The 19,207-nt window shown below is 68.4% G+C and carries 19 protein-coding genes; 5 read left to right on the top strand and 14 right to left on the bottom strand.

The window, feature by feature from the left end; translation table 11 throughout:
• The 12 genes from murG to RMP08_RS04785 form a co-directional block, all read right to left on the bottom strand.
• On the bottom strand, nucleotides 1-929 hold a 929-nt coding region (gene murG / locus RMP08_RS04840), incomplete at its 3' end, for an undecaprenyldiphospho-muramoylpentapeptide beta-N-acetylglucosaminyltransferase (RefSeq protein WP_310467859.1).
• A gap of 4 nt (nucleotides 930-933) precedes the next feature.
• Complete coding sequence (locus RMP08_RS04835) at nucleotides 934-2,109, bottom strand: putative peptidoglycan glycosyltransferase FtsW (RefSeq protein WP_310467861.1); 1,176 nt, start codon at nucleotides 2,107-2,109, stop codon at nucleotides 934-936.
• A gap of 41 nt (nucleotides 2,110-2,150) precedes the next feature.
• On the bottom strand, nucleotides 2,151-3,581 hold the full coding sequence (murD, locus tag RMP08_RS04830) for a UDP-N-acetylmuramoyl-L-alanine--D-glutamate ligase (protein ID WP_310467860.1): 1,431 nt from the start codon (nucleotides 3,579-3,581) through the stop codon (nucleotides 2,151-2,153).
• The gene (gene mraY / locus RMP08_RS04825) at nucleotides 3,578-4,648 is read right to left on the bottom strand and encodes a phospho-N-acetylmuramoyl-pentapeptide-transferase (protein WP_310467858.1); all 1,071 of its coding nucleotides are present in this window, start codon (nucleotides 4,646-4,648) and stop codon (nucleotides 3,578-3,580) included. The genes murD and mraY overlap by 4 nt, the downstream gene beginning before the upstream one ends.
• On the bottom strand, nucleotides 4,636-6,024 hold the full coding sequence (gene murF, locus RMP08_RS04820; protein WP_310467857.1) for a UDP-N-acetylmuramoyl-tripeptide--D-alanyl-D-alanine ligase: 1,389 nt from the start codon (nucleotides 6,022-6,024) through the stop codon (nucleotides 4,636-4,638). Before murF ends, mraY begins: the two co-directional genes overlap by 13 nt.
• Nucleotides 6,021-7,448 carry a UDP-N-acetylmuramoyl-L-alanyl-D-glutamate--2,6-diaminopimelate ligase gene (locus tag RMP08_RS04815; protein WP_310467856.1) on the bottom strand — a complete coding sequence of 476 codons (1,428 nt, stop codon included), beginning with the start codon at nucleotides 7,446-7,448 and terminating at the stop codon, nucleotides 6,021-6,023. The genes murF and RMP08_RS04815 overlap by 4 nt, the downstream gene beginning before the upstream one ends.
• Nucleotides 7,449-7,452: 4 nt before the next feature.
• Nucleotides 7,453-9,156 (bottom strand): penicillin-binding protein 2, encoded by a 1,704-nt coding sequence (locus RMP08_RS04810; RefSeq protein ID WP_310467855.1) that lies wholly within the window; start codon nucleotides 9,154-9,156, stop codon nucleotides 7,453-7,455.
• Entirely contained in the window at nucleotides 9,153-9,842 is a 690-nt protein-coding gene (locus tag RMP08_RS04805) for a hypothetical protein (RefSeq protein WP_310467854.1), read from the bottom strand. The genes RMP08_RS04810 and RMP08_RS04805 overlap by 4 nt, the downstream gene beginning before the upstream one ends.
• Nucleotides 9,829-10,812, bottom strand: a complete 984-nt coding sequence (gene rsmH / locus RMP08_RS04800; RefSeq protein WP_310467853.1) for a 16S rRNA (cytosine(1402)-N(4))-methyltransferase RsmH — start codon at nucleotides 10,810-10,812, stop codon at nucleotides 9,829-9,831. The genes RMP08_RS04805 and rsmH overlap by 14 nt, the downstream gene beginning before the upstream one ends.
• On the bottom strand, nucleotides 10,809-11,300 hold the full coding sequence (locus RMP08_RS04795) for a division/cell wall cluster transcriptional repressor MraZ (RefSeq protein WP_310467852.1): 492 nt from the start codon (nucleotides 11,298-11,300) through the stop codon (nucleotides 10,809-10,811). The genes rsmH and RMP08_RS04795 overlap by 4 nt, the downstream gene beginning before the upstream one ends.
• Nucleotides 11,301-11,571: 271 nt before the next feature.
• Nucleotides 11,572-12,321, bottom strand: a complete 750-nt coding sequence (locus tag RMP08_RS04790) for a hypothetical protein (protein ID WP_310467851.1) — start codon at nucleotides 12,319-12,321, stop codon at nucleotides 11,572-11,574.
• Nucleotides 12,318-12,557: a hypothetical protein gene (locus RMP08_RS04785; RefSeq protein ID WP_310467850.1), complete on the bottom strand. Its 240-nt coding sequence runs from the start codon at nucleotides 12,555-12,557 to the stop codon at nucleotides 12,318-12,320. Before RMP08_RS04785 ends, RMP08_RS04790 begins: the two co-directional genes overlap by 4 nt.
• Before the next feature lie 85 nt (nucleotides 12,558-12,642).
• Between RMP08_RS04785 and RMP08_RS04780 the strand changes: the two genes are divergently transcribed.
• From RMP08_RS04780 to RMP08_RS04760, 5 genes are all read left to right on the top strand, one after another.
• Nucleotides 12,643-13,011 (top strand): hypothetical protein, encoded by a 369-nt coding sequence (locus RMP08_RS04780; RefSeq protein WP_310467849.1) that lies wholly within the window; start codon nucleotides 12,643-12,645, stop codon nucleotides 13,009-13,011.
• 81 nt (nucleotides 13,012-13,092) lie between these two features.
• Nucleotides 13,093-15,291 (top strand): phosphoribosylformylglycinamidine synthase subunit PurL, encoded by a 2,199-nt coding sequence (gene purL / locus RMP08_RS04775; RefSeq protein ID WP_310467848.1) that lies wholly within the window; start codon nucleotides 13,093-13,095, stop codon nucleotides 15,289-15,291.
• 46 nt (nucleotides 15,292-15,337) lie between these two features.
• Nucleotides 15,338-15,532 (top strand): (2Fe-2S)-binding protein, encoded by a 195-nt coding sequence (locus RMP08_RS04770; RefSeq protein ID WP_310467847.1) that lies wholly within the window; start codon nucleotides 15,338-15,340, stop codon nucleotides 15,530-15,532.
• 56 nt (nucleotides 15,533-15,588) lie between these two features.
• The gene (gene bfr / locus RMP08_RS04765) at nucleotides 15,589-16,068 is read left to right on the top strand and encodes a bacterioferritin (RefSeq protein ID WP_310467846.1); all 480 of its coding nucleotides are present in this window, start codon (nucleotides 15,589-15,591) and stop codon (nucleotides 16,066-16,068) included.
• Nucleotides 16,069-16,086: 18 nt separating this feature from the next.
• On the top strand, nucleotides 16,087-17,337 hold the full coding sequence (locus RMP08_RS04760; RefSeq protein WP_310467845.1) for a DUF418 domain-containing protein: 1,251 nt from the start codon (nucleotides 16,087-16,089) through the stop codon (nucleotides 17,335-17,337).
• Here the strand turns inward: RMP08_RS04760 and RMP08_RS04755 are convergent.
• Together RMP08_RS04755 and der are read right to left on the bottom strand one after the other, a co-directional pair.
• Nucleotides 17,334-17,771, bottom strand: a complete 438-nt coding sequence (locus tag RMP08_RS04755; RefSeq protein ID WP_310467844.1) for an Hpt domain-containing protein — start codon at nucleotides 17,769-17,771, stop codon at nucleotides 17,334-17,336. The two genes, RMP08_RS04760 and RMP08_RS04755, sit on opposite strands and share 4 nt — an antisense overlap.
• A 75-nt stretch (nucleotides 17,772-17,846) precedes the next feature.
• The gene (gene der / locus RMP08_RS04750) at nucleotides 17,847-19,199 is read right to left on the bottom strand and encodes a ribosome biogenesis GTPase Der (RefSeq protein WP_310467843.1); all 1,353 of its coding nucleotides are present in this window, start codon (nucleotides 19,197-19,199) and stop codon (nucleotides 17,847-17,849) included.
• Nucleotides 19,200-19,207 lie beyond the last annotated feature (8 nt).

The raw sequence follows: 19,207 nt of genomic DNA, 5'->3' as shown, positions 1-19,207 counted from the left end.
GTGCGCGCACCACCTGCGGCGGTGATTTCGCGGGCGTTGGCGGTCTGGTGGTCGTCGGTCGCCGCCGGATAGGGAATCAGGATCGCCGGGCGGCCGGCCGCGGTCAATTCGGCGATGGTCGACGCCCCGGCGCGCGCGATGACCAAATGGGCATCGGCCAGTTTCGCCGGCATGTCCTCGATATAGGTCATCAGCTCGGCCGGGATGCCGAGCGCGGCGTAATGCGCGCGGACCGGTTCGATGTCGTCGGCGCGGGTTTGCTGGACGACTTGCAGGCGATGGCGCAGGCGCGGCTCGAGCAGCCCGAGCCCGGCCGGCACCACCTGCCCCAGCACCGTCGCGCCCTGGCTGCCGCCGGTGACCAGGATCTTCAACGGCGCGCTGTCGTCGAACGGCGGGAACGGCGCCTCGCCGAGCCGCGCCACCTCCTCGCGCACCGGATTGCCGACCAGCACCGTCTTGTCGCGGCAGCGCGGCTTCAACCGCTCGATCGCATCATAAGCGATGGCGATCGCCTCGGCCTCGCCGGCGAGCAGCCGGTTGACCCGCCCGAGCACCGCATTCTGCTCGTGGAGCACGGTCGGGATGCCCTGCGCGCTGGCCGCGATCAGCGCCGGAAACGCCGGATACCCGCCGAACCCGACCACCGCGTCGGGGCGATGCTCGCGGTACAGCCGCTTGGCCTCGCTGCGCCCGGCGATCACCGAGCGCCCCGCCTTGAGCCAGCCAAACAGCCCACCGCCGAGCCGTCCGGCGGGCAGGATATGCACCGGCACGTCGTCGAACAGCCCGGGAAAGCGCGCCCCGCGCTCGTCGGTGATCAGCAGCACCCCGTGGCCGCGGCGCTTGAGCTCGTCGGCCAAAGCATGAGCCGGGACCATGTGCCCGCCGGTCCCTCCGGCAGCGAGAACGAAATTCATCCCGGCCATATTTTCACTGAGGGGAATCCCCGCTCCATTTCACGACATAGGGCGAGCGGGTCAGATACGGATTTCGGCGGGTGAAAGCGAGCAGCAAACCCATGCCGATCGACAGCGCCAGCATCGACGACCCGCCATAGGAAATGAACGGCAGGGTCATGCCCTTGGACGGCGCGATCTGGACATTGACCGCCATGTTGATCAGCGCCTGCAGCCCGAACTGGACGACCAGCCCGGCGGCGGCGAGCACGGCGAAGGTGTTCTCCTCGTCGAGCAATTTGATCAGCACGCGCGCGACGATCGCCAAATAGAGGCAGGCGATGGCGAGGCAGGCGATCAGGCCGAACTCCTCGCCGATCACCGAGAAAATGTAATCGGTGTGCGGCTCGGGCAGGCCGAACTTGCGGGTGCCGCCGCCCGGCCCCATCCCGAACAGCCCGCCGGCGGTCAAAGTGCGCATTGCATTGTCGGTCTGGAAGGTGTCGCCCTGGCCGAACAGGAAGCCGTCGATGCGCGCGGTGGCGACGTCGTAGAAGAAGTAGGCGAGGATGATCCCGATCACCCCCGCCACGGCGAGCCCGCCGAGCATGCGCAGGCTGACCCCGGCCAGCGCCAGCATCGCGATCCACACGCAGCCGAAGATGATGGTCGATCCGAAATCGGGCTGGCGCATGAGCAAGAAGGCGACGGCGCCGGTGAGCAAAGCCGACAGCGGGAACACCGGCAGCGAACGGTCGCCCTCGCGCAAGCTCAATAGCCACGCCATCGCGACGACATAAAACGGCTTGAGGAATTCGGACGGCTGGAGCTGGCCGATGCCGATGTCGATCCACCGCCGGGCGCCGTTCACTTCCGGCCCGAAGATCGGCACCACGATCAGCATCACCAGGAAGAATGCAGCGCCGAACAGCGACAGCCGCCGCGCGCGCTCGCGGGTCAGCATCGAGATGCCGATCATGACCGGCACGCCGAGCGCGATCCAGGCGATCTGGCGGTAGAAATAATGCAGGCCGGAGAATTGCACCGAGCCGCCCGAGTAGCGCTCGGCGGCGGCGGGCGAGGCGGCGGCGACCGCGATCAGCCCGATCGCGATCAGCACCGTCACCAGCAGCAACAGGACGCGGTCGATCTCCCAGAACCAACGGCCGAGCTGCGAGGTGTCCGAGCGTCCGTAGTTGCTCGGATCCATCAGCGCCGCCTTGGCCTTGATCCGGCTTGAAATCGTCGCGCTCATAAGGCCCCCACCAACTCGCGAAACGCATCCCCGCGCGCCTCGAAATCCTTGAACTGGTCGAACGACGCGCACGCCGGCGACAGCAGCACCGTATCACCGGCCTCAGCGTCTGCCGCGGCTTCGCGCACCGCCGCACCGAGTTCTCCACAGTTTTTTACCGGCATGTGCGGGGCGAGCAGAGTTTCGAACAGCTCAGCCGCCTCGCCGATGGTGTAGGCGGAGCGAACATGCGCGAAGTGCGGCGCGCATTCGTCGAGATTGTCGGTCTTGGCCTGCCCGCCGAGGATCCAGCGGATCGCCGGGAACGCCGCCAGCGCCGGCGCGGTCGCGGTCGGGTTGGTCGCCTTGCTGTCGTTGACGAAGATGACGCCTTCCCGCTCGCGGACAAGGTCCATGCGGTGCGGCAGGCCCGGGTAGGTGCGGAGTGCTTCGCGAATTGCCTTCCATTCGACCAAAGGCGTTCCGAGCAGCCCTGATCTGAGCGCCCTCGCAGCGGTCACTGCGGCAACAGCGTTTTGCGCATTGTGCGGTCCTGGAAGAGCTGGCCAGTCAGTTTGCTTGCCGATCTGATCTTGCAATTCAGATAGCTGGGCAGAAGTGACCTCGAACAACGCTTCGGAATACCCGTTGAGAGCGCGCACGATCTTTGAAACCGCACCTCCATCAGCAATCAACACCGCAGGGTGAAGAAGCGTCTGCATCTGCGTGAATAACCGCGCCTTCGATGCCGCATAGGAGTCAAAGCTGTCATACCGGTCCAAGTGATCAGGCGTAATGTTGAGCAGCACCGCGACGTCGCAATCGAGGCTCTGCGTGAGGTCGATCTGGTAGCTCGACAGCTCGAGCACATAGACCCCGCCTTCGGGAAGCGGGTCCTGCGCCAGGATCGGCAGGCCGATGTTGCCGCCCATCGTCGTCGGCACGCCCGCGATCTGCAAAATATGGTGGACCAGCGCGGTGGTGGTCGACTTGCCGTTGGTGCCGGTGATGCCGACCACCTTGTGCGGCGGCAGCTCGGGGCGGGCGCGGGCGAACAATTCGATGTCGCCGATGATCTCGACCCCGGCGTCGCGCGCGCGGCTCGCGATCGGGTGGCGGTTGAGGGGGAGGCCGGGAGTGACGACGATCGAGTCGAACTGGGCGAGGTCGATGGTGTCGAGGTCGGCGATTTCTAATCGCTCCCCCGCGGGGGGAGCTGTCAGCGTAGCTGACTGAGGGAGACTTGGCGCCTGGGCAGGCCCCCCGGTCAGGGCTTCGCCCTGCCCACCCCCCTGAAGGGGGGAAAGGTTGGCGCGCGCATCCTCATTCGCATCCCAAGCCGTTACCTTCGCGCCGCTCGCGAGCAGCGCCTCCACCGTCGCCAACCCCGAGCGCGCCAGGCCGTACACTGCATAATGCTTGCCGGCGAAGGCGCGGGCCGTGATCACCTGAGCTTCAGCGTCGACAGCCCGGCCAGCGCGAGCACGAAGCTGACGATCCAGAAGCGAATCACGACGGTCGGCTCGCTCCACCCGATATGCTCGAAATGGTGGTGGATCGGGGCCATGCGGAAGACGCGCTTGCCGGTGCGCTTGTAGACCATCACCTGGACCACCACCGACACCGCTTCCAAGACGAACAGCCCGCCGACGATGACCAATACAAACTCGTGATGGGTCGCCACCGCGACCGCGCCGAGCGCGCCGCCAAGCGCGAGGCTGCCGGTATCGCCCATGAACACCGCTGCGGGGGGCGCATTGAACCAGAGGAAGGCGAGCCCGGCGCCGACGATCGCCAGCAGCAGCACGGTCAGGTCCCCGACGCCCAGGACATGCGGGATGCCGAGATAATCGGCGAAGCGCGCGTTGCCGACGAGGTAGGCGATCAGCAGGAAGGCCATCGCCGCGATGATCACCGGCATCGTCGCCAGCCCGTCGAGCCCGTCGGTCAGGTTCACCGCGTTGCCGAACGAGACGATGACGAACGCCCCGAACGCGACATACAGCCAGCCGAGGTCGATCACCGGGCCCTGGATGAACGGCAGATAGAGCATGGTGCCGCCGCTGCGGACCATCAGCCAGGTGGCGAAACCGGCGATCAGGAACTCCAGCGCGAGGCGCATCTTGCCCGAAATGCCGGCGTGGTGGGCCTTCCTGATCTTGTCGTAATCGTCGAGGAAGCCGATCAGCCCGAAGCCGCCGGTGACCAGCAGGCACGCCCACACGTAGGGGTTGCGGAGGTCCATCCACAGCAGCACCGAGACCGCGACGCTGATCAGGATCAGCAGCCCGCCCATGGTCGGGGTGCCGCGCTTGGCGAGGTGGCTTTGCGGGCCGTCGGCGCGGATCGGCTGGCCCTTGCCCTGCCGCACGCGCAGCCAGGCGATGAACCACGGCCCGAGCAACAGCCCGATCAGCAAAGCGGTGGCGCTCGCCGCGCCGGCGCGGAAGCTGATGTAGCGGATGAGGTTGAGCAGGCCGGGGAAGCCCAGCTGCTCGGCGATCAGATAGAGCATGCCAGGCCCCCTGCCACTCGTTCGACCAGCCGGGCAAGCCCGACCGAGTTCGAGGCCTTGACCAGCACCGCGTCGCCGGGGCGGAGGATGGTCGCGAGCAGCGCCGCGGCGTCGTCTACTCCGTCCACGCGGCTAACTTCGATCTGGCCGTCGAGTGCGGCCGCCAGCGGCTCCATGTCGGCGCCGACCAGCAGTAGATGGTCGACCTTGGCGGCAAGCACATCCGGCGCCAGCCCGGCGTGGAGCGCATCGGCATGCGCGCCCAATTCGCGCATCGGGCCGAGCACCGCGATGCGGCGGGTTGCGGCAGGCTCGGCGCCGAGGCTCTTGAGCGTCGCCGCCATCGACGCGGGGTTGGCGTTATAGCTCTCGTCGATCAGCAGCACCTCGCCCCCCGCGACCGCGACCTGGTGGCGCGCGCCGCGGCCCTGCAGCCCGCCGAAATCGGCCAGCGCGAGCCCGGCGACCGCGACGTCCTGGCCGAGCGCCTCGACCGCCGCCAGCACCGCCAGCGCGTTGGACACCCAATGGTCGCCGCGCTGGGAGATGGTGAAGGTCAGCTCGCGGTCGATCAGCGACGCGGTGATCAGGCTGCCGCCCTGGTCGGCGCGCACCGCGTGGACCGCGTGGACGTCGGCATCGCCGCCGCCGAAGGTGACGATGCGGTCGGCCGAATGGCGCGCCGCCTTGAGCAATCGCGCGCGGTGCGGGGTGTCGTTGGGCAATATGGCGATGCCCTCGGGTTCGAGTCCCTCAAAGATTTCGCCCTTGGCGTCGGCGATCGCTTCCTCCGAGCCGAGGTTTTCGATGTGCGCCGGGGCGATCGCCGTGATCAACGCCAAATGCGGGCGCACCAGCCGCGTCAGCGCGGCGATCTCGCCGGCGTTGTTCATGCCCATTTCGAGCACCGCGAAGCGCGCATCGCGCGACATCCGCGCCAGGCTCAAGGGGACACCGGTGTGGTTGTTGTAGCTCTTGACCGAGCGGTGGGTTTTTCCGCGCGCAATTCGGTCGAGCGCGGCGAACAACGCCTCCTTGGTGCTGGTCTTGCCGACCGAGCCGGTGACTCCGATGACGGTTCCGGCGAAACGTGCGCGGGCGGCTCGGGCGAGGGCTTCGAGCGCGCCGGCGGTGTCTGGGACGAGGATGTGCGGCGCATCGACCGGGCGCGAGACGAGCACCGCCGCAGCGCCGGCCGCGATCGCCTGGGCGACGAACTGGTGGCCGTCGTGCGCGGTGCCGGGCATTGCCACGAACAGGTCGCCCGGCCCGACCTCGCGGCTGTCGAAGGTCACGCCGGTGACCTCGAACTCGGCGTTGGCGATGCCGTCGGTGGCGTCGGCGATCTCGATCCAGGTCCATAAGGGCGCGGTCATGCCGCGCACTCCCGCGCCACCACGGCATCGTCGAACGGCAGCACGCGCTGGTCAGCTCCGGCGCCGACGATCTGGCCCTGCTCGTGGCCCTTGCCGGCGAGCAGGATGATGTCGCCGGCGCCGGCCAGCTTGACCGCCGCCGCAATTGCTTCGCGCCGGCCGGCGATTTCTGTAGCGCCCGGCGCTCCGGCGAGCACTTCGGCGCGGATCTTGGCCGGGTCCTCGCCGCGCGGGTTGTCGTCTGTGACGATCACCACGTCGGACAATTTCGTGGCGACCTTGCCCATTTCGGGGCGCTTGCCCTGGTCGCGGTCGCCGCCCGCGCCGAACAGCGTGATCAGCTTGCCCGCGACGTGCGGGCGCAGCGCGAGGATCGCCGCTTCGAGCGCATCGGCGGTGTGGGCGTAATCGACATAGACCGGCGCGCCGGCGGCGCTGATCACCGCGCGCTCGAGCCGGCCGCGCACCGGCGACACGCGGCCCATCGCGGCGAACAGCGCCTCGGGCTCGCCGCCGGTGGCCAGCACCAGGCCGGCCGCGACCATCACGTTGGCGGCCTGGTAGGCGCCGATCAAAGGCAGGCTCAGGCTGCGCGGCTTGCCGAGGAATTCGAGGGTCAGCTTCTGCCCGAGCGGGGTCGGCTCGCGCTGGACCAGCCGGATCGTCTCCCCCGCCTCGCCCACGGTCAGCAGCCGGTGCCCGCGGCGCTCGGCGATGGCGATGACTTCGCCCGACTTGGGATCGTCGGTCCACACCACCGCCGGCGCGCCGGTCGGCAGCAGCTCCTCGAACAGGCGCATCTTGGCGGCGAAATACGCGTCCATCGAGGGGTGGTAATCGAGATGGTCGCGGCTGAAGTTGGTGAACGCCGCGGCGGCCAGCGGCACGCCCTCGCAGCGGTGCTGGTCGAGCCCGTGCGACGAGGCCTCGTAGGCGACATGGCCGATCCCCATCCGCTCGAGCCCGGCCATGTTCGACAAGAATGTGACGATGTCGGGGGTGGTCAGCCCGGTCTTGACCTGGTCGTCGGAGGTGGTGACGCCGAGCGTGCCGATCGACGCCGAGCGCCGCCCCATCATCCGCCACATCTGGCGCGCCATCTCGACGCTCGAGGTCTTGCCGTTGGTGCCGGTCACCGCGACCGTCACCTCGGGGTACGGCGCGAAGAACTTTCCGGCGAGCGCGGCGAACAATTTGCGCGGCTCGGGATCGGCGAGGTGGGGGACGCGCTCGACCGCGGCTTCAGGCCGCGCGACCACCGCGACCGCGCCGCGCGTCACCGCGTCGGCGATGAAATCCTCGCCATTGAACGCGCTGCCCCGGAACGCGCCGAACACGCTGCCGCGCGCCACCTTGCGGTGGTCGATGGCAAAGCCGGTCACTTCGGAATCGCTAGCGACATCCGCGAGGTCGCCCAGGCGCACGGTTCTAGTGCTCCGCTTTTTCGTGAACGAACGGCAGCACCTCGGCCATGTTCGGCTCGCGGCGCTTGTCGGGGCGGATGCCGAGCATCGGGGCAATTCGGCTGACGGTCTTCGATACGACTGGGGCGACGTTCCACCCCGCGGTGCGGAAGCCGAACGTCTCTGCGGTGGCCTTGGGTTCGTCGAGCATCACCACCATCACATAGCGAGGTTCGTCCATCGGGAAAACGCCGGCGAAGCTGGTCACCATCAGCGACCGGTTATGATATTTTTCGGCGCTGCCGGTCTTGCCGCCGACCCGGTAGCCGGGCGCATCGGCTTTCTTGCCGGTGCCCTTGGTGACCACCAGCCGCAACAGCGATCGCATCTTGTAGCTGGTGTCCTCGCTGAATACCCGACGGCCTTGCGACGCGGCATGCGCGCGATCGACCTTGAGCAGCGTTGCCGGGCGGTAGACCCCGCCGTTGAACAGCGTCGCGTAGCCGCTTGCCAAGTGCAGCGGGGTGACAGCGATGCCGTGGCCGAAACCGACCGTCATGGTCTCAACCTGGTTCCAGTTTTTGCCAGGGTTGAGCGTCCGCCCGCGCTCCTTCAATTCGATCCCGACCGGGCTGAGGAAGCCCATCTTTTCTAGAAATGCCTTTTGCCGGGTCGGCCCGATCTGCGCCGCGATCTGCGCGGTGCCGATGTTCGAGCTTTCCTTCATGATCTCGGCGACGGTGCACGAGCGCCCGAACGGGTGGGTGTCGTTGATCGTCCGCCCGGCGACGTGCAGCGCGTTGGGGCAATTATAGATTTGGCCGAACGATTTGATGATCCCGGCATCCATCGCCATCGCCACCGTGAACGGCTTGTAGGTCGAGCCGAGCTCATAGACGCCGAGCGTGGCGCGGTAGAAACGCGCCTCGTCGCAGCCCTGGCCGGCGGCATTGGGGTTCAATTGCGGCAGCGAGGTCATCGCCAGCACTTCGGACGTATGGATGTCCATGATGATGCCGGCCGCGCCGATCGCCGAGTAAGTGGTCATCGCGGCAAGCAGCTCATGCTCGAGCGCCTGCTGGACCTTGCTCGAGATCGACAGCGTGACCGGCTCGCCGCGCGTCGCCGCGCCCGACAATTGCGCGTCGAACGCGCGCTCGATCCCGGCGGTCCCGCGGCCGTCGGTGTCGGTATAGCCGATGACGTGCGCGGCAAGGCTGGTCTGGGGGTAGAGGCGGTCGGGCTCGCGGTCGAGCGCGACCCCCGGCTCGCCGATCGCATTGACCGCCTCGACCAGCGCCGGCGATGCGCGGCGGCGCAGATAGAAGAAGCGCTTGCCCGAGGTGAGCATGGCGAAATAGGCCGCCTCGTCGCGCTCGGGCATCAGTGCCGCGAGGCGCCGCGCGAGCTCGAGCTTGCTGCCGATCACCTTGCCCGGATGAAGCCCGATGGTCCACGCGTCGATGGTGCGCGCCAGCGGCTGGCCGTCGCGGTCGAGGATGTCGCCGCGCTCGGGGACCAGCGCGCCGACCCCCGCGCGCCGCCCGGCATGGTCGCCGAACGCGGCGAGGTAGAGGATGCGCAGGATGATGAAGGCGATCACGCCGGCATAGACCAGCATGCCGAACATCAGCCTTTGGTGCATCACCGCCAGGGTCTGGCGGCGCTGGCCGACGAGACGGAGCCGCTCGGGCCGGTGGGCGACGAGAGCGGGAGTCGGCGCGTTCATTGCTTCCGGGCCGAATCCTTGGGTGTGTTGGAGGCGAGCTTGGTCGGCTTGGGCTTGGCGCTCGGCAACGGCGCAAGCGGGTCGGACGCGGCGACTTTGACGGTCGCTTTGGCCTTCTTGTCAGGTGCGGGCTTGGCCGCCGCGACCTTGGCCTTGGCTTCGGGCGGCTTGGGCGCGGCAAGGCGCAGCGGCGCGGGCTTGGGCGTTGCGGAAACCGCTTCCGCGGGGCGAACATCGCGCCTCAGGCTGGCGACGTGCATCATGTCGCGCGGCGCCAGCGACGGCGCGGGCTGCGCCGCCTGCGGGGCGGGCTCGAGCCCTTCGATGCGCGGCTTGGCGGCATCAGCCGGCGCCGACGCCAGTACCACCGGCGCGGTGATCTCGAGCTTGGGCTCGGGCCGCGCGAGGCGGGCAAGCGCGAAGCCGCCATCGAGGAATTGGTCGGCGGACGGCGCCGACAAGGCCAGGACCTTGACGTTCCAGCGTTCGAGCTGGGCGAGCCGTCCGCGCGTTCCTATTTCGGTTTGCAGCAGGCGAATGTCGCGCTGCGCGAGCACGATCCTGGTTTCGACATCCTCCAGCGCGGCGCGCTCCGAGGCGACCCGCAGCGACACCAGATAGCAGCTCAAGGCGGCCCCGGCGCAGCTCGCGACCATGAATACCGACCGGAAGCTATTGCCGCTCATTGTGACTGTCCTTGGAAGCGCGCGCGGGGGCGCTGTTGCGGGTTCCGCTGCGCAGGCGCGCCGAGCGGGCGCGAGGGTTGCCGGCCAGCTCGCGCTCCGACGGGGATACCGGCTTGGCAACTCGCTCGAAGGTGGGTTCGAGCGGGTCGACAAGCGCGGGTCGGTGGCGCGAACCGGCCGGCGATCCTCCGCTACGCTCGCGGAAGAAACGTTTGACGATGCGGTCCTCGAGGCTGTGGAAGGTGACCACGGCGAGCTTGCCGCCGGGCTTGAGCGAGCGCTCGGCGGCCGCCAGCCCCTCTTCCAGTTCCTCGAGTTCCTCGTTCAAATGGATGCGGATGGCCTGGAAGGTGCGGGTCGCCGGGTCGCTCTTCTGGCCGGGGCGGAAGCCCGCGGCGCGGCGCACGATCTGGGCCAGCTCGCCGGTGCGCGAGATCGGCCGCGCGGCGACGATGGCGCGGGCCACCGAGCGGGCGCGCGGCTCTTCGCCATAATCGCGGATGACGCGTGCGATCTCGGCCTCGTCGGCTTCGTTCAAGAAGTCGGCGGCGGTCAGGCCGGACTTGGCCATGCGCATGTCGAGCGGGCCGTCGCCCTGGAACGAGAAGCCGCGCTCGGGGCGGTCGAGCTGCATCGAGCTGACCCCGATGTCGAGCGCGATGCCGTCGACCAGGCCGATGCCGCGCGCGGCGAGCACGCGGTCCATTTGCGAAAAGCGCTCCTCGACCAAGGTCAGCCGCTCGTCGGGGACCAGGGTTGCGCCGTCGGCGATGGCGTCGGGGTCGCGGTCGAAGCCGATCACCTGGCCGGCGCCGGCGGCGAGCATGGCGCGGGTGTAGCCGCCGGCGCCGAACGTGCCGTCGATCAGCACCGCGCCGGGGACGACGGCGAGCGCCTCGACCACTTCGGCGAGCAGCACCGGGAGATGGCGCTCGGTGGGGGTCGCGGTGGGACGAACGGGGCGGCTCATCTGCCGAGCCCTTTTTCTTCGAGCCGGAAGCGCGCGATGTCCTTCATGTCATCGGGCACGTTGGGGTCGGTGAGGAACTCGCCGGGGTTCCAGATTTGGAAGGTTTCGCCGGCGCCGAGGAACAGAGCGAGGTCGTCGATCTGGCCCTTGCGCCGCATCATCGGGGGCAGGACGATGCGGCCGGAGCTGTCGTAGGGGACTTCCTCGGTGGCGGCGAACGCCATCAGGTTGCGCTGCTGATACTCGAGCTGCGCTTGCGGGCTGGTTTCTTCTTTCTCGAGCAGGCGCTCGAGCTTGCTGTGCTTGAGCGCCGCGTAGGCGGGGTCGTAGGCGCTCAGGCAGGGGAAGCTCTCATGCTTGGCGAGGACGATGGTGCGGGTCTCGCCGCGGCGCTCGATCACGGTGCGCAGGAATGCCGGGATCGAAACGCGGCCCTTGGCGTCGACCGCGTTCAGTGCACTGCCCTGAAACAGATGATCCAGCGCCACGTCCACTCCCCATCCGCGGCGCGCAGCTTCCCCGTCCGCGGAGGCACGGTGTTCCCGTGCCGTCCGCGCCACTTGACCAAATGAGGGTCAGCCCCGCGCTACAGCCCATGTTGGTAACTCAAGGCCTGACGGGATACAATGGTTTTTGATGCCATTTCGCGGGATTTCATGCCTAGTGGCGGAAATCAGCGACTTTTTCAACGCCGTTTCGGCGCGAGTTCCTATTCTGTTCTGTGGCCGCCCATGTGGATAAGTCTGTGCGTCCCGCGACTCACGGCCGGTCCTTCTCGATTCGACTCAACTCCGCGAGCAGCGCCGGAAGGTTGTCCGCGGTCGGGCCGTCGAGATCGTCGAGGTTGAGGAAATCGGCGTCGGCAATGATTGTCGCCTGGCCCTTGCCGAGGCGGCAATGGGCGACCAGCCCGCGCGTCTCGAGCGCACAACCTCGCCCCGTCAGCGAACCCGGCGACACCGTCATCACCGTTCGCCCGCCGATCTCGCCTTGGCGCGGCCCGCGCTCGTCGGGCGCGTCGAGCCGCAGCCCCCAGTGCGCGAGCAGGCCGGTGTCGGCGAACGTCGGCGGCGGACGGCGCCTGTCGCCCAGCGGAAGCGCGCTGTCCCATTCCAGCGCGGGGTCGGCGAGCAGCACCACCCGCCCGCCGCGCCGCACCCACGCATCGAGCTCGACCAGCGCCTCGGCCGGCTGCGCCAGCGGATGCGCCATCAGCAGCAGCGAGCCTTTGCGTAGCTCAGACATCCGCGCGACCGCGATCGGCACCACCCGGTAGCGCGTCTCGAGCGCGGTCAGCGCCGGCGAGCCGCCACCCTCGAGGCTCAGGGTCTCGCCAAACAACAACGGCAGGCTGGTCAGCAGCAACAGCGTCGGGCGCTCGGCGGGCGGGCGCGGCGCTGGTTTCTCGGCGCCTCCGCGCGCGAGCACGATGGCGGCGAGCAAGGCGGCCAGCACGACGGCCGCCCCGGCCAGCCACCGCCCAGCGCGCCGCGCCGGGCGCGCGGTCATCTGTTGGTGCTGGCGTTGTTGGCGTCGCTGTCGGCCGCGCCCGGCGCCACCCCGAGCTCGGCCAGCGGCTCGCTCGGCTCGATCTCGTTGGCCGACATCTGCGGCGCTGGCCCGCCCTCGGCATCGCTCGAGCGGCGGCTGACCGCGGAGCCGAGCAACACCAGCAGGAAGGCGAACGCCAAACCGGTCAGGCCGATGCGAATGCGCTGTGCGCTGCTGCCGGCATTATCCATCATGGCCGTCGACGAAGCTATGGCCCGCTTCGACACAATGCAAGCATCACCCTTGACGGCGGGCGCGGCGGCGGTGAAACGCGAGTCCATGACTCGCACCCTCCCCCTCGCGCTTGTCGCGGCCGCTGCGCTAGCCGGCTGCAACAATGAAACGATCACCTCGGGCCCCGACGACCCGATGGCCAACCAGGCCAACGCGCCGATCGAGCTGCCGCCCGCCATCGCCCACAGCGGGATCTACCGCTGCAAGGACAATAGCGTGGTCTACATCGACTGGCTGGCCGACAACCAGACCGCCAACCTGCGCGCCGACAAGAACGGCCCGGCAACCCAGCTCAAGAGCCCCGCGGCGGGCGAGCCGCTGGTCGCCGAGGGCTATTCGCTGACCGGCAACGCGACCGCCGCCAGCGTCAGCCTGACCCGTCCCGGCAAGGGCGCGCAGAGCTGCAAGGGCTGACCGCTTCACAACATACAATTTGATCGCCCCCGGCTTCGGCCGGGGGTTTTTTTATGCCCGCGCCGCAGCTAGTGCGCGCGGATGATCACCCCCCAGATTGTCGCCGAGCACGGGCTTGCGCCCGACGAGTATGACCGCATCCTGAAATCGCTCGGCCGCGAGCCGAACCTGGTCGAATTGGGCATCTTCTCGGTGATGTGGTCCGAGCATTGCTCGTACAAATCCTCGCGCATCCATCTGAAAACGCTGCCGACCGAAGCGCCGTGGGTGATCTGCGGCCCGGGCGAGAACGCCGGCATCATCGACATCGGCGACGGCGACGCGGCGATCTTCAAGATGGAGAGCCACAACCACCCGTCCTACATCGAGCCCTACCAGGGCGCCGCGACCGGGGTCGGCGGCATCCTGCGCGACGTGTTCACGATGGGCGCGCGGCCGATCGCCAATCTCAACGCGCTGCGCTTCGGCCGGCCCGACCACCCCAAGACGCGGCATCTGATCGCGGGCGTGGTCGCGGGGATCGGCGGCTACGGCAATTGCGTCGGCGTGCCGACGGTCGGCGGCGAGGTCAATTTCGACGCCGCCTATGACGGCAACATCCTGGTCAACGCGATGACCGTCGGCGTCGCCAAGACCGACAAGATTTTCTATTCGGCCGCCGCCGGGATCGGCAATCCGGTGGTCTATGTCGGGTCCAAGACCGGCCGCGACGGGATCCACGGCGCGACCATGGCGTCGGCCGATTTCTCCGAGGATTCGGACGAAAAGCGCCCGACCGTCCAGGTCGGCGACCCGTTCACCGAGAAGCTCCTGATCGAAGCCTGCCTTGAGCTGATGGCGTCCGACGCGATCGTCGCCATCCAGGACATGGGCGCCGCCGGCCTGACCTCGTCGTCGGTCGAGATGGCGTCGAAGGGCGGCGTCGGCATCCGCCTCGACATGAACATGGTGCCGTGCCGCGAGGAGGGCATGACCCCGTACGAGATGATGCTGTCCGAATCGCAGGAGCGGATGCTGATGGTGCTCAAGCCCGGCCGCGAGGCCGAGGCCGAAAAGATCTTCCGCAAATGGGAGCTGGATTTCGCGGTGATCGGCGAGGTCACCGACACCGAGCGGATGGAATTGGTGTGGAACGGCGAGACCGTCGCCGACATCCCGCTCGGCCCGCTGGCGGACGAGGCGCCGCTGTACGAGCGCCCGTATGTCGAGACGCCCCCGCCCGCGCCGCTGACCGACATCCCCGAATCGACCAACATCGCCGGCGACCTGCTCAAATTGATGGGCTCCCCCGCGCTCGCCTCGCGGCGCTGGGTGTGGGAGCAATATGACCAGCAGGTCGGCGCCGACACCGTTCAGCGCCCCGGCGGCGACGCCGCGGTGGTCCGCGTCCACGGCACGCAGAAAGCGCTGGCGATGACCACCGACTGCACCCCGCGCTATTGCTTCGCCGACCCCTACGAAGGCGGCAAGCAGGCGGTCGCCGAGGCCTATCGCAATTTGTGCGCGGTCGGCGCGCGGCCGCTGGCGATCACCAATTGCCTCAACTTCGGCAACCCCCAGCGGCCCGAGATCATGGGGCAGATCGTCGGCTGCCTGCGCGGCATGAGCGAAGCCTGCCGCGCATTGGATTTCCCGGTCGTGAGCGGCAACGTCAGCCTCTACAACGAGACCAAGAACGACGACGGCAGCGGCAGCGCGATTTTGCCGACCCCGGCGATCGGCGGCGTTGGCTTGCTCGACGACTGGGAGAAGTCCGCGACGATCGGCTTCAGGGCCGAGGGCGAGCACCTCATGCTCCTCGGCCATTCGCTAGGCCATGTCGGCCAGTCGCTGTGGCTCGACGTCTGCCATGGCCGGCGCGACGGCCCGCCGCCGCCGGTCGACCTCATGGTCGAACGGCGCGTTGGCGAACTGGCCACAAAGCTAATCGCCGACGGGGTGGTCACCGCGGTCCACGACATCTCCGACGGCGGCGCCTTGGTCGCGATTGCCGAGATGGCGCTGGCCGGGTCGCTTGGTGCGCGGGTCACGCTGCCTGATGTGCCCAACCCGGCGGCGACCCTGTTCGGCGAGGATCAGGGCCGCCTGCTGGTCGCCACGCGCGAACCGGACGCCGTGACCTCGCTGGCGACGGCCGCGAATATCTTCGCCGCGCCGATTGGCGTGGTCGGCGGCGATGCGGTCGCCGGCCCTGGCTTCAGCGTCCCCCTCGCCGACCTCCGCGCCGCGCACGAGGGCTTCTTCCCCAACCTCATGGGCGCCGACGCCGCTCTGGCTTGATACTTTCTACTTGCGAATGTGTCGCAATAGCGGTAGAGCATCGGCGATGATCGTTTGTGTGTGCAACGCCATTTGCGAAGATCGCCTGCGCGGCGCCGCCCGCGCCGGTGCGCCGTGCCCGCGCAGCGCCTACGCCAACCTCGGCTGCGAGCCGCAATGCGGGTCGTGCCTGCCCTACGCGGCAGAGATCATCGACGAGGAACGCGCGAGCCTCCTTTCGGTCGACGCCCAAGCCGCTTGACCCTCGCGCCCGCGCGGCGCAATCGCTTGAGCCCTGACGCTGAGCGGAGGCGATACATGCAGGGCGATCCCAAGGTCATCGAATTGCTCAACGAGGCGCTCAAGAACGAGCTGACCGCGGTCAACCAATATTGGCTCCACTACCGCCTGCTCGACAACCGCGGGGTCAAGCGCCTCGCCGAGTTCGAGCGCCACGAATCGATCGACGAGATGAAGCACGCCGACCGCCTGGCCGAGCGCATCCTGTTCCTCGACGGCCTGCCCAATTTCCAGATGCTCGGCCGCCTGCGCATCGGCGAAACCGTCGAGGAGATCCTGCGCGCCGACCATGCGCTCGAGCTCGAGGCGCTGGCCCAGTTGAAGGGCGCCATCGTCCATTGCGAGAGCGTGCAGGATTTCGTCAGCCGCGAGCTGTTCGCCGACATCCTCAAGAATGAGGAGGAGCATGTCGACACGCTCGAGCAGCAATTCGACCTGATCGCCGCGATGGGCCTCGAGAATTACATCCAGCTCCAGTCCAAGCCCGCGTCGGACTAGGCACCGGCGGGGGCACGCATGACCGAGCCCGTCGCGCGCGTCGTCACACTCGACATCGTCCGCGGCGTCGCGGTGATGGGCATATTGGCGATGAACATCGTCGCCTTCGCGATGCCGCCCCAGGCTTATGTCAATCCGCTCGCATTCGGCACCGACAGCGCCGCCGACCTCGCGTCATGGGCGGCCAGCTTCATCTTCATCGACGGCAAGATGCGCGGGCTGTTTTCGCTGTTGTTCGGCGCCTCGCTGCTGCTCGTCATCCAGCGCGCCGAGGCCAAGGGCGAGCCGGCGCGGGCGATCACGTTTCGCCGGCTGCTGTGGCTTTTGCTGTTCGGCTACCTCCATTTCACCCTCATTTGGTACGGCGACATCCTGGTCGGCTACGCGCTGATCGGCATGCTCGCCTGGCACTTTCGCGAGCTCGGGCCGCGCGGGCTGCTGCTGTGGGCGCTGGCGTTGATCCTCGCCGAGCTGGCCGTGCTCGGCGGGACGGCGGCCTATGCGTCGTCGCTTGCTCAGTCGGTGTCCGGCGCCAATCCCGACCCCGGCGCACTCGCGGCGTGGCAGGGCATGGCGGGCAAGGTCGCGATCCCCGACGCCACCACCTTGGCCGAGGAGCTTGCGCTGTACCGCGGGCCGTGGAGCGAACTCGTCGGCCATCAGCTGACCGAGCTGACCATGCCGCTGATCTTCACCGCGGTGTTCGGGTGGGAGACGCTGGCCTACATGCTGCTCGGCATGGCCGGGCTCAAGTCGGGCTTTTTGACCGGCGCGTGGGACGATCGCGGCTACCGCAAGGTGGCGCTGATCGGGTTCGCGATCGCGGTCCCGGCCTATGCGGTGCTGGCGTGGCTGATCTTCGCCGCCGAATTCAATGCGGTCGCGCTGTATGTCTATTCGTTCGCCGCGACGGTCCCGTTCCGGCCGCTGATGATTGTCGGCTACGCCGCGCTGATCATCCTCGCCACGGGCCGCGGCGGCTGGCTGGTAACGCGCATTGCCGCAGCCGGTCGCGCGGCGTTCACCAATTATCTCGGCACGTCGCTGATCATGACCGCGCTGTTCTACGGCTGGGGCTTGGGCTGGTTCGGCCACCTCGGCCGCGCCGAGCTGTGGCTTATGGTGCTCGCAATGTGGCTGGCAATGCTGGCGTGGTCGAAACCGTGGCTCGAGCGATTCGGCTACGGGCCGTTCGAATGGCTGTGGCGCAGTTTGGCGCGGTGGGAAGTGCAGCCGATGCGCAAGCGGGCACCGGGCGCGGGCAGCTAGATCCGGCCGAAATCCTGGTTGGCGGCGGACTTGCGGCCGAACGCCCCGACCCGGGCTCGGGTCAGCAGCGGGTTGGTCGCTTTGTCGAACAGCTCGATGGTGTCCTCGAACAATCTGCGCAGCTTCACGACATCGGTGACCAGTTCGTCGGGGAAGCGGCGGCTCTCGATGCAGAACCGCGCGGTGGTCTCGATCAGCTCCGCGACCTCGGCCAGCGGCTCGGCGCCGAACTGGCGCGCCTCGCCTTTCAGCGTGTGCGCCGGAATCACCAGCCCGGCGGTATTTTCCTGGCGCATCGCGGTTTCGATCTGCGCGACCGACTTGGTGCCGTCCTCGCGGAAATAGCTGAGGATACGGATGAAGCCCGGCCCAAGCTCGGCGCGGCTTTTCTCGAAAAGCGCCCAGTCGACGATGTCCGCAGCCTCGTCGCTCACCGATGAATTCCCCGTTTTCAAGCGTCCCGGCCTGGTCCGCGCGGGCAGACTAAGCGCCAAAGGGTAAAATTTGGCTTAGCGCCGGTCGGCGTCGAACGGGTTGCGGGTCGAGCGCAGGGTCAGCCGCAAGGGCACGGCGCCGAGATCGAGGTCGCGGCGCATCGCGTTGACCAGGTAGCGGCGGTAGCTTTCAGGCAAGTCGTCGGTGCGCGTGCCGAAGATGACGAAGCTCGGCGGGCGCGTCTTGACCTGGGTGATGTAGCGCAGCTTGATCCGCTTGCCGCCGGGCGCGGGCGGCGGGTTGGCCTCGATCGCGCGTTCGAACCAGCGGTTGAGCTCGCCGGTCGTGACCCGCCGGCTCCACGCCTCGCGCACCTCGAAGGCGGCGCCAAGCAGCGCGTCGATGCCCTTGCCGGTCTTGCCCGAGACGGTCAGCAGCGGCACGCCCTTCAATTGCGCCAGCCCCTCCTCGAGCGCGGCCTTGACCCCGTTGAACAAAGCCGAGGCGCCCTCCGCGACGTCCCATTTATTGAGCGCGATGATCAAGGCGCGGCCTTCCTCGATCACCGCGTCGGCGATCTTGAGATCCTGCACCTCGAGCCCGCGGGTGGCGTCGAGCAGCAGCACCACGACCTCGGCGAAATCGATCGCGCGGCGCGTGTCGGCGGCGGAAAGGCGCTCGAGCTTGTCGTCGACCTTGGCGCGCTTGCGCAGACCGGCGGTGTCGATCAGGCGCACCGCCTTACCCTCCCACTCCCACTCGATGGCGATCGAATCGCGGGTGATCCCGGCTTCGGGCCCGGTGATCATGCGCTCCTGCCCGAGCATGCGGTTGACCAGCGTCGATTTGCCCGCGTTGGGGCGGCCGACGATCGCCAGCTTGAGCGGGCCGCCTTCCTCTTCATCGATGTCCTCTTCCGCGCCCTCCTCGCGCTCGACGAACGGGCGCAGCGATTCGAACAGGTCGACAACGCCCTCGCCATGCTCGGCGCTGATCGCGATCGGCTCGCCCAGCCCGAGCTTGAATGCCTCCAGCCGCCCGGCCTCGGCGCCGCGCCCCTCGGCCTTGTTGGCGGCGACCACTACCGGGGTGTCGCCGGCGCGCAGCCAGCGGCCGATCTCCTCGTCGAGCGAGGTCAGCCCCTCGCGCGCGTCGATCAGGAACAAGGCGAGGTCGGCATCGCGCACGGCGGCGGCGGTCTGCTGGCGCATGCGGCCGGGCAGGCTGGACGGGTCCTCGTCCTCGTATCCGGCGGTGTCGATCACGCGGAACTCGAGCCCGAGCAGGCTGGCGTCGCCCTCGCGGCGGTCGCGGGTCACGCCGGGGCGGTCGTCGACCAGCGCCAGGCGCTTGCCGACGAGGCGGTTGAACAGGGTCGATTTACCGACGTTGGGCCGGCCGACGATTGCGACGATGGGCAGGGGCATGGTGGGCC

It is taken from the genome of Sphingomonas sp. (assembly GCF_031426035.1).
Lineage (GTDB): Bacteria > Pseudomonadota > Alphaproteobacteria > Sphingomonadales > Sphingomonadaceae > Sphingomicrobium.
This window is presented reverse-complemented; position numbering and strand designations above follow the sequence as displayed.

Excerpts from the sequence above, each read along its gene's own strand:
- RMP08_RS04835 (WP_310467861.1), bottom strand. The coding sequence starts at position 2,109 with ATGGATCCGAGCAACTACGGACGCTCGGACACCTCGCAGCTCGGCCGT.
- mraY (WP_310467858.1), bottom strand. The coding sequence starts at position 4,648 with ATGCTCTATCTGATCGCCGAGCAGCTGGGCTTCCCCGGCCTGCTCAAC.
- murF (WP_310467857.1), bottom strand. The coding sequence starts at position 6,024 with ATGACCGCGCCCTTATGGACCTGGATCGAGATCGCCGACGCCACCGAC.
- RMP08_RS04810 (WP_310467855.1), bottom strand. The coding sequence starts at position 9,156 with ATGAACGCGCCGACTCCCGCTCTCGTCGCCCACCGGCCCGAGCGGCTC.
- RMP08_RS04805 (WP_310467854.1), bottom strand. The coding sequence starts at position 9,842 with ATGAGCGGCAATAGCTTCCGGTCGGTATTCATGGTCGCGAGCTGCGCC.
- rsmH (WP_310467853.1), bottom strand. The coding sequence starts at position 10,812 with ATGAGCCGCCCCGTTCGTCCCACCGCGACCCCCACCGAGCGCCATCTC.
- RMP08_RS04790 (WP_310467851.1), bottom strand. The coding sequence starts at position 12,321 with ATGACCGCGCGCCCGGCGCGGCGCGCTGGGCGGTGGCTGGCCGGGGCG.
- RMP08_RS04785 (WP_310467850.1), bottom strand. The coding sequence starts at position 12,557 with ATGATGGATAATGCCGGCAGCAGCGCACAGCGCATTCGCATCGGCCTG.
- RMP08_RS04780 (WP_310467849.1), top strand. The coding sequence starts at position 12,643 with ATGACTCGCACCCTCCCCCTCGCGCTTGTCGCGGCCGCTGCGCTAGCC.
- purL (WP_310467848.1), top strand. The coding sequence starts at position 13,093 with ATGATCACCCCCCAGATTGTCGCCGAGCACGGGCTTGCGCCCGACGAG.
- RMP08_RS04770 (WP_310467847.1), top strand. The coding sequence starts at position 15,338 with ATGATCGTTTGTGTGTGCAACGCCATTTGCGAAGATCGCCTGCGCGGC.
- bfr (WP_310467846.1), top strand. The coding sequence starts at position 15,589 with ATGCAGGGCGATCCCAAGGTCATCGAATTGCTCAACGAGGCGCTCAAG.
- RMP08_RS04760 (WP_310467845.1), top strand. The coding sequence starts at position 16,087 with ATGACCGAGCCCGTCGCGCGCGTCGTCACACTCGACATCGTCCGCGGC.
- der (WP_310467843.1), bottom strand. The coding sequence starts at position 19,199 with ATGCCCCTGCCCATCGTCGCAATCGTCGGCCGGCCCAACGTCGGTAAA.